8 protein-coding genes are annotated in these 11,870 nt (G+C 30.7%); 7 read left to right on the top strand and 1 reads right to left on the bottom strand.

What is annotated here, in order from left to right:
• Positions 1 to 53: 53 nt before the first annotated feature.
• Complete coding sequence (locus Q0776_RS00810) at positions 54 to 1,229, top strand: carboxypeptidase-like regulatory domain-containing protein (protein WP_298363673.1); 1,176 nt, start codon at positions 54 to 56, stop codon at positions 1,227 to 1,229.
• Positions 1,230 to 1,258: 29 nt separating this feature from the next.
• Here the strand turns inward: Q0776_RS00810 and Q0776_RS00805 are convergent, their stop codons facing one another.
• Positions 1,259 to 2,767, bottom strand: coding sequence for a helix-turn-helix transcriptional regulator (locus Q0776_RS00805; protein WP_298363672.1), 1,509 nt, complete (start codon positions 2,765 to 2,767; stop codon positions 1,259 to 1,261).
• A 231-nt stretch (positions 2,768 to 2,998) separates the two neighbouring features.
• Between Q0776_RS00805 and Q0776_RS00800 the strand changes: the two genes are divergently transcribed.
• The 6 genes from Q0776_RS00800 (at position 2,999) to Q0776_RS00780 (ending at position 11,845) form a co-directional block, all read left to right on the top strand.
• Complete coding sequence (locus tag Q0776_RS00800) at positions 2,999 to 4,438, top strand: sulfatase-like hydrolase/transferase (protein WP_298363671.1); 1,440 nt, start codon at positions 2,999 to 3,001, stop codon at positions 4,436 to 4,438.
• A 143-nt stretch (positions 4,439 to 4,581) separates the two neighbouring features.
• Positions 4,582 to 5,991: an alpha-L-fucosidase gene (locus Q0776_RS00795; protein WP_298363670.1), complete on the top strand. Its 1,410-nt coding sequence runs from the start codon at positions 4,582 to 4,584 to the stop codon at positions 5,989 to 5,991.
• 40 nt (positions 5,992 to 6,031) lie between these two features.
• Positions 6,032 to 8,491, top strand: a complete 2,460-nt coding sequence (locus Q0776_RS00790) for a sugar-binding domain-containing protein (RefSeq protein ID WP_298363669.1) — start codon at positions 6,032 to 6,034, stop codon at positions 8,489 to 8,491.
• 143 nt (positions 8,492 to 8,634) lie between these two features.
• Positions 8,635 to 8,730, top strand: a complete 96-nt coding sequence (locus Q0776_RS17785; protein ID WP_366138722.1) for a hypothetical protein — start codon at positions 8,635 to 8,637, stop codon at positions 8,728 to 8,730.
• Positions 8,731 to 8,983: 253 nt separating this feature from the next.
• On the top strand, positions 8,984 to 10,150 hold the full coding sequence (locus Q0776_RS00785; protein ID WP_298363668.1) for a beta-agarase: 1,167 nt from the start codon (positions 8,984 to 8,986) through the stop codon (positions 10,148 to 10,150).
• Between the two features lie 189 nt (positions 10,151 to 10,339).
• A complete protein-coding gene (locus tag Q0776_RS00780; RefSeq protein WP_298363667.1) occupies positions 10,340 to 11,845 on the top strand; it encodes an alpha-L-fucosidase in 1,506 nt (501 codons plus the stop codon).
• Positions 11,846 to 11,870 lie beyond the last annotated feature (25 nt).

The raw sequence follows: 11,870 nt of genomic DNA, 5'->3' as shown, positions 1-11,870 counted from the left end.
CCAAGAGATTTATTCTATATTTGTTTTTTATCTAAATTAACATATTAAGTATTATGGTTTATAAATCATTTGAAAAAAATTATTTTTTTTATTCTTTTGTTTTAGTAGTATTAATTTCATTTTCAACAATTGCGCAAGAAAAGAAAATTGAAGTAAAAGGAATTATTTTTGATCAAACAAATATCACTATTCCTTACGTTTCGGTTAGTATTATTGAAAAAGGAATTGGTACTTCAAGTACTGAAGATGGAGAGTTTTCTATGCTTATTTCTAAAAATGAGCTTCAAGATAGCCTTTCTATTTCATCCTTAGGTTTCGATTCTTTTAAAATAAAGGTTCAAGATTTTTTATCACAAAAAGAACAAAAAATTGTTTTAAAAGAAAGTGTAGTTAAAATGGATGAAATTATGCTGTTTAAACCTTCGGAATATGTGTTTAGCGCAGTTGAAAAATTAAAAGAAAACACTATTAGTAAACCTCACAAATTAGAATTATTATATAGAAGAGCAGCTACAGAAGGTGGGAAATCTAAGTTTTTTGTTGAAAATTATATTAAAATTAGAGACCGTGGTCCAGCTTATACTTTAGGAATAGTTGAAGTGGCGGAGGTTAGAAAATCAGCCGATTATAGAATTTGGAAGCGTACACAATGGACACACTCTATTAATTATATGGCATCAGGTAATCCATTAAGACCTTCCGAGAAAAAACCAAATCTTAAAAAATATAATTGGAAAAAAATAGGAGATTCATCTTATGATGGTGAAGATGTGGTTATTGTTAAAGGAACTCATAATTCTAATAAATGGGATTTTATTACCTTTTTTATAGGATTAGATAATTATGCAATTTATAGAATAGAAAGACCTAAATCTTTATACTTGTACAAAAAGCATAAGAGCGGAAAATTACATTTAAATTATTATTCTAGAGAATGGGGATTTGGAAGAGATATGATTCCTGAAGAATATTGGAATACGGAAGCGGAAAAAATGACCTATAGATTAGAAGCCTTTGTATATGATGTTGAAACTGATAAGAAAAAAATAAGAGTGCGTAATTATGGCGGTGACACAGATATGGGTTCTGTTGATGTACCTTATAATGAACAATTTTGGAACACTTTGAGTATGCCTCCAGATACTAAATTCTATAAGAAAATTAAGTCAGAACTAGAAGGGCTTTATGGTGTTTCATTACAAAATCAGTTTAAACTTTCTAACAAGTAAAAATTTTGTAAATATTCTGTTATTTATTATTAAATTAAAGATAAATAGTTACTTAAACTATCTTTACGAGCTAATCCTAGTTTTTTACGAACACGAGAGCGAGCCATATGTACACTATGAAGAGAAATTCCTAAAATTTGTGACATTTCTTTACTGTCAAATTTTAATTTTATAAGCGCACAACACTTTAAATCATTTGGTGTTAATTTTGGGTGCAACTCTAACAAATCTTTATAAAATTTATTGTTAGTTTGTGTAAATTGAAGGTGGAAGTCATCCCAAATCTTTTCGTTATTCTGTTTGTATTTAGTGTAAAGTGATTTGTGTTTTTCAGGAATGTTTTCTTTAATTGTTTCAAGAAGTTCATTAACAGCATTTTCTTTTTCAATCATCTGTAATGCATTTGCAGTTAATTCTTTATTTTTCACTTCTAATATTGCTTTGTTTTTTTCTTTATTATAAGCCATATGTTTGGACTGCGAGCGTAATCTATATATTAATAAACCAATTAAAACAACTCCCACTAAAATACCTAGAATTAATTTTAACCTAAAACTTGCTTTATCTTTTAATTCCAATACTTTATTTTGCGCTATAATTTCTTCATCCTTTTTAGATAAATCTTCCTGATACTTACTCTTAATTTCAAACAACTCTTTATTATGCTTACTTTGCATATGAAAAAGGCTATCTGAAATTGTTTTTGCAGCATTCATATATTCGAAAGCCTTTGTTTTATCATTTTTTTCAAAATGTAAATTTGCTAAATGTTCTAAAACGGTTGGTTTTATTTCAATATGAACTTTCATGGTATCTATTACCATAAGAGATTTCTCTAAATAATAAATAGCGCTATCAGGTTGTTTTTTCAATAAATGTAAATCTGCCTGAAACCAATATACCATTGCTAAAAAAGCAAATTTATTTTTTTCAAAAAGAGGTGTAAGGTTATTAAAATAAATGTTGGCCTTATGAGAATTTCCTTTTTTTGTGTAAATATGACCGTAATAAGCATCTATGTATATTAACCTTTTATTAGAATCCATAGTTAGGTAACACGAATCTAAATATTTTAATGCGCTATCATATTCTTTAAGATTTATATATTGTTCGGCAATTGGTAAATAAGAACTAGCAAGATGATTTTTGTCTATATTTTTTTTTCCAATTTCAAGTCCTTTTTTTAAATGAAATAACGCAAGACTATCTTTTCCATAAACACCATATAAGGTTCCTAATTTTCGATGAATTCTAATTAAAGGCTTTTTATAGTTAGTCTTTTTTGCTAAAGGTAAAACGCCCCATAAAATATCAAACGATTTATTATATTTTCCATTTCGTTTTTCTATTTCCGACAATCCTATCATACCTTCTAGATATGCTACAGTATCTTTTTTTAGTTTAAAATAAGCTGCACCTTTTTCAAAATACTCATAAGCTTTATCTTGATTTTCTTTAGAAAGTTTATAACCTATAGAAGTAAATTCTTTAGCATTAAATGTAGTTGAATCTTTTAACTGTATAGTAAAGGGTTTCACATATAAAGAAAAGCTTAGAGAAATAAACAGCGCTAATAACGTCTTTGTATTTAGCATATTAACATTAATGTCTTTGAGTTGTATAACATATGTTTAAATATGTACAAATATAGCTATAATGTGAGTGTATTTAACAATAGTGTAGTTTTAATATAGGCGGTTTTAAGCTTTTATTTATGGTTTAATACTAAATTTGATATAAGTATTTAACATAAATAAACTTTTTTAAACATGATTAAAAACATATTACTTTCATTATTAATATTAATAGTTAGTTGCTCCCCTAAACAATTAAAAAATAAAATTACAACAGCTAATACAAAACAAGAAAAACCCAACGTAATAATTATTTTAGCAGATGATTTAGGCTGGGCTGATGTTGGTTTTAATGGAAGTACAGATATTCCTACGCCAAATTTAGATGCGTTAGCAAACCAAGGTGTTTCATTTACAAATGGTTATGCATCACATTCTTATTGTGGACCAAGTCGTTCTGGGTTATTAGCTGGTAGGTATCAGCAACGCTTTGGGTGTGAAAATAATATAGGAAAGAGTTTTGACGGACCAATTCCAGGAGTTCCATTAGATGAAAAAATGATTTCAGAAGTACTTCAAGAAAATGGTTATCAAACTTGTGCTATTGGAAAATGGCATTTAGGAAATACTCCAGAATATTGGCCAAACGGAAGAGGTTTTGACGACTGGTTTGGTTTTGCCGGTGGTTCAAGAAATTTTTGGGGAAAATCTTGGGGAAAGGATTATAATACTTGGCATCAAATTATGCGTAATGGGAAACCTGAACCTTTAGAAAATTTAAGTTATTTAACGGATGATTTTTCTAACGCTGCAGTTGAATATATAAACGATTATAGCAAATCAGAAAAACCATTCTTTATGTATTTGGCATACAATGCGCCTCACGCTCCAATTCAAGCAACAAAAGAATATCTTAAAACTGTAGATCATATAGAACAAGGAGAAAGAGCTGCTTATGGAGCAATGGTTTCAGGAATGGATGTTGGTATTGGAAAAGTAATTGAACAATTGAAAAAAACTGGTGAATATGAGAATACTTTAATCTTTTTCTACAGCGATAATGGTGGCCATGGAAAAGGTTCTAGCCAAAGTCCTTACCGTGGACAAAAAGGTTTGTTGTTTGAAGGTGGTATTCGAGTTCCTTTTTTAATGTCTTGGCCTGCAGGGTTTGAAGGTGGCAATAAAATTGACGAACCAGTAATAGCATATGATATATTTTCAACAGTTATGAAAGCTACCAATATTAATGCTAAAAAGGATCTTGATGGAGTAGATTTAATTCCATTTGTAAAAGGTGAAGTAACTAATAAAACAACTCACGAAAAGCTGTTTTGGCGTTATAGTGATGGAGCTGGATTTGCCGTTAGAAAAGGTGATTACAAATTAGTAAAAGAAGCTGTTAGAGATGAGTTATTTCTTTTCAATTTAAAAGAAGATCCATATGAGCAAAAGAATTTAGTTACTACTTTACCTGAAAAAGTAAAAGAACTAAAATCTGATTACGATAATTGGAATAAAGACAATGTTGAAAACCATTGGCCAGATGCACATTTACCTAACATTGGTAAAATGAAAAAAGCTCGTGAGGTTATTATGAAAAAAACTAGTGCTGGAGAAGTAAATTCAAAAAAATAATAATTAGTATTTTTTGAAGCAAAAACACTTTTAAAAATTATTAACAGCTCTAAACTAATGAAAAATATACTCTTAATATTATTGTCTGTAATTTTATTGTCATGCAGTAAAACACCAACAAAAAACACCAAATTATTATAATTATGAATCTATTTAAAACAATCTTAATAGTAGCCTTTTCTATAGGTTTATTTTCTTGTACAGAGCAAAAAGCAGAAAAAAAAGAAACAGTTACAGAACAATTTAAACCTGAATGGTCTTCTTTACGAAAACATCAAACACCACAATGGTTGGTAGATGGTAAATTTGGTATTTACAGTCATTGGGGAATTTGGACAATTCAATATGCTGAAGGTTATATGGGGAGTGGTGCTTTACCTTTAGATGAGGCAATTTCAAAGTTTAAAGCGGAAAATTTTGATGCTGCAGAATGGGCCAAACTTTTTAAAAATGCAGGAGCAAAATTTGGTGGTCCTGTTGGTTGGCACGGAAGTAAATACTTGCATTGGAATAGTGATTTAACAGATTATACGTCGGTTAAAATGTTACCTCATAGAGATATCGTTGGTGAATCGGCTATTGAAATGCGGAAACAGGGTTTAAAAACATTTATTTCATTGCATTGGGAAATGGATAACGATCAATGGATTGATTATGGAAAAGAAGTTGTAGATAAATACCATCCAGATTTATTTTGGGTAGATGCTGGTTTTGGAGGGACAAAAGGAGCAAATCACCAAAAAGTACTGAATCGTTCAAAATTTATAGGAGAAGGAAAATCAACTCGTAGATCTGTAAGCGACAAACACCAACGTGAGTTTTTGTCGCATTATTTTAATGATGCTCTGAAGCAAAACAAAGAAGTAGAATTTATTTATAAATCTTACGATATTCCTCCAGGCGTTGGTATGCGTGATCTTGAAAACGGTTTATTAGACCATACAGCATACGATGTTTGGATGACTGATATGGATATGAATATTTGTCCTGATTGGGAAACTCATGGTTGGTTTTACCGAGATGGTATTCCCTTGCGTGATACTAATAATATTGTTGATATGTTGGTTGATGTTGTAAGTAAAAATGGGGTAATGTCGTTAAATGTCCCTCCATTAGCTGATGGTTCTTTTTCAACTGAAATTGAAAACACTCTTCTTGGTGTTGGAGAATGGTTAAAGATAAATGGAGAAGCTATTTATGGCTCAACACCTTGGTTTATTTTTGGAGAAGGACCAGTTGAAATTAAATCAGGAAACTACACTTTTCATCATAATGAACATTTTGGGCAACACAAGTTTTCTGAACAGGACATTCGTTTTACAACAAATAAAGAATTTTTATATGCAATTAGCCTAGGAATACCCGATACATCAATTACTATTAAAGCATTAAACACAAATTTTAAAATGCATAAAGGGTTTATAAAAAATGTAAGTATTGTTGGATATTCTGGAACTGTTAAATGGATTCATAATGAGGAAGGATTAACCGTTGATATTCCTAATGATTTGAAAGCGAAACACGCAATCTGTTTTAAAATTGAAACTTCTTAATAGATTAATAATAGATTAAATAAAACTCTTAATTTACAATATGAAAATTACGTGGAATATAACTTTGTTATTGTTAGCGATACTTTTAAATGCATGTACCACTTCATTGAAAAGTATTAAAGAGAATACCAAAGAAAACTTTGATTTTGACTGGAAGTTTTATGCAGGAGAAATTGAAAATGCGGAATCAAAATACGTTGATGATTCAGAATGGAGAACGGTAAACCTTCCTCACGATTGGAGTATTGAAGGGGATTTCAGTAAAGATAATCCATCATTTTCTCGTGGTGGATGGCTTCCAACGGGAAAAGTAGCTTATAGAAAGACGTTTACAGTGCCTTCAACAGATAAAAACAAACGAATTGTTATTTATTTTGATGGCGCTTACCGTAATTCAGAAGTGTATATTAACGGTCATTTATTAGGAAAACGACCATTTGGTTACATTGCTTTTTATTATGATATGACTGAGCATATCAACTTTGGAAAAGAAAACGTAATTACAGTAAAATTGGATAATTCTAAGCAACCAGGCTCACGTTGGTATACCGGAACGGGAATTTACCGTCACGTTCATTTAATTACAACCAAAAAACTGTATGTGCCAATTTGGGGGAATTATATTGTTCCAAAAAACGTTTCAAAAGAAAAAGCAACAATAGCTGTTGAAACTACCGTTCAAAATGATTTCAGCAAAGAAAAAGAATTTGAAATTGAAACTTCAGTTATCGATAAAAATGGTGAAGTTGTTACTTCAAAAATAGAAACTAGATCTTTGGCAGCTAATAATTCTAGTGTTTATAAATCTTCATTAGATATAGAAAATCCAACCCTTTGGGATACAGAAAATCCTTATTTGTATTCAGTAAAAACCGAAATTATTTTTAATAACGAAGTAGTTTATACGGAAAGTACTAAAACAGGGATTAGAAAATTAGAATTTAGTAATACCGATGGTTTTAAATTGAATGGAAAGGTTACCAAATTAAAAGGTGTTTGTTTACATCACGATGGTGGTCCTTTAGGTGCAGCAGTTCATAGAAGAACTATTGAACGTCAGCTAGAAAAATTACGCGAAATGGGATGTAATGCAGTGCGTACTGCGCACAATCCCTTTTCAGAAGAATTTTTAGATGTTTGTGATGAAATGGGGTTTTTGGTAATGAATGAAGCCTTTGATGAATGGGAACGACCAAAACAACCTGCAACTACACAAGACGGGAAAAAGCAAAAGATTACTGTTCACAAATACGCACATTTATTCAAAAAATGGGCTGATAAAGATTTAGAAGATTTTTTACTTCGCGACAGAAATCATCCATCTGTAATTATGTGGAGTATTGGTAATGAAATTGATCAAATGCGTGACGAAACAGGAATTGCCATAGGAAAGCGTTTGGTGGATATAGTTCATAAATTTGATTATCGCCCTGCAACTAATGGTGTTCACGGTTACTGGGATATGAAACGTCCAAATCAAGAAGCTGCTGCAACAAGTGATATTTACGGATATAATTACATTAAACAAGACCGTTTAGATTGGGAAAGAGAACAATTTTCAAATGTAATGGCAGTAATTACAGAACACGAGTCTGCACAATCATTCTATCCACGTTCAACTTATTTATACGGAAAACAAAAAGAAGAATGGTGGAATAAATTGAACTATAAGTATGATGATGCGTTTAACTGGGTTGAAAAAAGAGATATTAGAGGAGAAGCCGGAATGGAAGCGTGGAGATTGGTAAAAGAAACGCCTTATGTAATGGGAATGTTTATTTGGACAGGTTGGGATTATATTGGTGAAACTATTCCATTTGGTTGGCCAGCGCGCTCATCATCATTTGCTCCAATTGACTTGGCTGGATTTCCAAAAGATGGTTACTATTTTTATCAAAGTCAGTGGTCTAATAAACCAATGGTACATATTTTTCCTCATTGGAATTTAGAAGGAATGCAAGGAAAAAAAGTTTCAGTCTATAGTTATACAAATGGAGATGAGGTTGAATTATTTCAAGATGGAAAATCTTTAGGGAAACAAAAAAATAATACTGAAAAGGTAGAATACCAAACTTGGAATGTTGTGTACAAACCTGGAGAATTAAAAGCTGTTTCATACAAAAATGGAAAAGTTTTTGCTGAAAAAGTGGTTAAAACTGCAGGTAAACCTTCAAAAATTAAAATTGAAACGCGCAGAACAGCATTAAAAGCAAATGGGCAAGATGTAATTTATGTTGAATGCACCATTTTGGATAAAGAAGGAATTGAAGTTCCAATAGCAAATAATTTGTTAAAATTTAAAGTTGAAGGTCCAGCAACAATTGCTGGTGTTGCAAATGGTGATAATATGGGATTAGAACCTTTTAAAGCAAAGCAACGCACAGCTTTTAATGGTAAATGTTTAGCTATTATTCAATCTACTAGAGAAACTGGAAAAATTAAAGTAATAGTGACTTCTGAAGGACTAGAAACAACAATTATTAATTTAAAAAGTAATTAGATAGCAAAACTATACATATACCAATAAATAACAACCTATATATGAAACAGCACCTATTAATCTTATCAATAATTTGCTTGTTCTTTGCTTGTTCAATTGATAAAAAACAAGAACAAGTATAGTATTAAAAAAATAAATACTATATAAATTGGTCTTCACTTCAAAAACATGATACTCCACAATGGATGTTAGAAGCTATATTTGGAATTTACAGTCATTGGGGGAACACAATCTATTAAATTAGAATTAGAAAAACATGACTTACCAGACTACGAAGCAATTAGGTGGCTTAAATTAGGAGAGTAAAATAACCAATTGGAATTCAATTTAAGAAGAACCAAAAATTGATATTATTATTGAATATGTAAAGTTTTAATCTAGTTTATTATTACAACATTTTTTAAAATTTAAGTTAATAGTTATACTATTAAGGATTTTTATTGTCTATTATTTTAATATAGAAAAGTAGTTTAGCTTAAAAATTTATTAATAATGACATATAAAAATATTGCTTTAATACTTATTTGTATAAATCTAATTTCTTGTAGTTCTGTAAATAAAGTTAACAATGAAACAAATTTACAAGAACCTGAAAATATAAAAACTTTACCATTGCCAACTAATTTGCAAGATGGTACTGTATGGGAATTTCAATCTGATTTATCCGATGATTTTAATTATAAATTTGCTCCAAGCAATAAAAAAACCAACTTTGGTAAAGGCAAATGGTATAATTTTTATCAAAGTAAATGGGATGGTCCGGGAACTACCTACTGGAAATATAATCATGTTTCTGTAGATGGTAACGATTTGCTAATTACCTCATCTCGTTGGGATGAAGCAAATGAAGATGCTCCCAAAGCTTTTCAAGCAAATAAAATGAACAAGCCTAACGGTGGTATTAGTGCGGGTTGTATAACATCTAACAAACAGGTTTTATATCCTGTTTTTATTGAATCTAAAGCGAGTGTTGCCAATATAGTTTTAGCTTCTGATGTTTGGTTATTGAGCCCCGATGCTACGCAAGAAATAGATATTATGGAGTGTTATGGAGGTAAAGAACCTGGAAATTCATTTTTCGCCAAATCTATTCATATAAGTCATCATTCATTTATTAGAAAGCCTTTTACCGATTATCAGCCAAGAGATAATGGTGCGTGGTTTAATAAAGAAGGAATTACAGGTTGGGGTGAGTATTGTTGGAATAATGGAGATAGAAAATACGTAAGAACCGGAGTTTATTGGAAAAGCCCAATACATTTTGAACATTATATTGAAGGTGAATTAGTAAGAGTTTTATATGATAAAGCGTTGGTTACTAAAGTAAATGGAAAATGGGAATATGGTTATCCAACAATGACAAATGGAAAATTAGATGTTAAACAAGGAAAACAAAAAATCACAAAGTTTAGCACGTTAAACTCTTACTCTTTTGAAGAATTAAAAAAAGCAAGTAATGCATCAACAGTTAGTATTATTGATCCATACGAATATCAGGGAGGTAAAGGTTTTACAAAACCATTAAATATTATAATTAACTTAGAATCTCAAGATTGGCATGTTAAGGCTGGAAGAACACCTACTGATGCGGATTTAAAAAATAAAGTTAAAAATACAATGAAAGTAGATTGGTTTAGAGTGTTTAAACCAAAGAAGTAAAATTGATACAGATTGAAAATTGAAAGTGTAAATATTAATTAAATATAGTTTAAATGCTGCGGTTTTTAACTAAATGTAGTTATTATATAGTTGTTTTTTCAATGTTTTCGGATGAATCAAGCTTATATTTGAATAGGTTTTCAAGTATTAAAATGGAGACTTATTAAACATGTACAAAATATATTTAGAATGAAAAAACACTTATTATTATTTCTAGTAATTTCAATTATTGTTGGAACTATATACAATGCCAATAGTCAAAATTTAAAAGATAATAAGCACTACAATGCAAATTGGTCTTCATTAAGAAAACACAATACACCTGAATGGTTCGATGGACTAAAATTTGGAATTTACTGTCATTGGGGGCCACAAACAGTTGAGCGATTACCAGGAAATGAAAACATAACTAGATTAGAAGCTATTGAAAAATGGAAAGGAGAAAAATTTGATGCCAAAGAGTGGGTTGATTTATTTGAAGCTGCTGGAGCACAATTTGGCGGGCCTGTGGCTTGGCACGGAAGCGGTGTGGTAAATTGGGATAGTAAACTTACAGATTGGAATTCGGTAAAAAAAGGTCCAAAGGTAGATATATATGGTTCACTCGCTAAAGAACTTCGTAAAAGAGGAATGCCTGTTATTTCATCATTTCATACTGGAGATTTTTGGAGTAGAATGTGGGGTCAATTATCTTGGAAAAATAAAACAAACCTTGATCCAAATAAAGATAATTCTGTTTATGCAACTTCTAATAATGGTAGAATTTCAGAAGCTATTTTCGATGCTTGGTTTGACCGTATTACGGAAGCAATAGATAAATACAAACCAGATATGATTTGGTTTGATACTGGTTTTGGAGGTACTGTACCTGCTGAATTACGAGGACATGCTAGCAATGGACGATTGTTGCCTGAAGGAAATAATGAGTTAAGAAGTGCTCCTGAAAAGTATCAACAAAAAATGATTAGTCACTTTTTTAATAAAGGGATAGAATGGAATAAAGGGGTAGAAGTTATTTATAAAACACACGATATTCCAACTGGAATTGGAGTTAGAGATATTGAAGATGGAAATTTAATTGGTTTACAGTACGACCCTTGGATGTCTGATGTAAATATGCAGCGCCATTTTGAGTGGAAAACAACTTGGTTTTACAATCCAGTTAACAAAGTTAAATCTGCAGGTACTCTTATTGACATGTTGGTGGATATGACTAGTAAAAATGGACGAATGCTTTTAAATGTTCCACCATTGGCAAATGGTACTTTTCCTGAAGAAACTAAAAAAGAACTTTATGCAATGGGAGCTTGGTTAAAAATTAATGGAGAAGCTATTTATAATACCATTCCTTGGGTGTTTTTTGGTGAAGGCCCAACCGAAGTTACTAATCCTGGACACCACGGACAAGGAAAAAACCACGGTGAATTAATTCCTAAATATACTGCTGAAGATATTCGATTTACTCAAAACGGTAAAAACTTGTATGCAATTTGTATGGATTGGCCAGGAGATCAAATTGTTGTTAGAACCCTTGGAAGTAACGGAAAATTATATCCTAATGATATTAAATCGATTACATTATTAGGTTCAAATGCAAAGCTTAACTGGAAACAAACAGAAAAAGGTTTGATAGTGAAATTTCCAACGGAAAAACCTTGTGATTTTGCGTATGTTCTAAAAATTGAAAGAATTTAATATTAATAGTTATTTCTACATAATA

The sequence above is a fragment of the uncultured Lutibacter sp. genome (genome assembly GCF_947495725.1).
GTDB lineage: Bacteria > Bacteroidota > Bacteroidia > Flavobacteriales > Flavobacteriaceae > Lutibacter.
The sequence above is the reverse complement of the archived record's forward strand: the minus strand, read 5'-3'. Positions and strand labels throughout refer to the sequence as shown.

What these genes read in the sequence shown, in the direction of transcription:
- Q0776_RS00790 (WP_298363669.1), top strand. Translation starts at nt 6,032, where the DNA reads ATGAAAATTACGTGGAATATAACTTTGTTATTGTTAGCGATACTTTTA.
- Q0776_RS00800 (WP_298363671.1), top strand. Translation starts at nt 2,999, where the DNA reads ATGATTAAAAACATATTACTTTCATTATTAATATTAATAGTTAGTTGC.
- Q0776_RS00795 (WP_298363670.1), top strand. Translation starts at nt 4,582, where the DNA reads ATGAATCTATTTAAAACAATCTTAATAGTAGCCTTTTCTATAGGTTTA.
- Q0776_RS00780 (WP_298363667.1), top strand. Translation starts at nt 10,340, where the DNA reads ATGAAAAAACACTTATTATTATTTCTAGTAATTTCAATTATTGTTGGA.
- Q0776_RS00810 (WP_298363673.1), top strand. Translation starts at nt 54, where the DNA reads ATGGTTTATAAATCATTTGAAAAAAATTATTTTTTTTATTCTTTTGTT.
- Q0776_RS00785 (WP_298363668.1), top strand. Translation starts at nt 8,984, where the DNA reads ATGACATATAAAAATATTGCTTTAATACTTATTTGTATAAATCTAATT.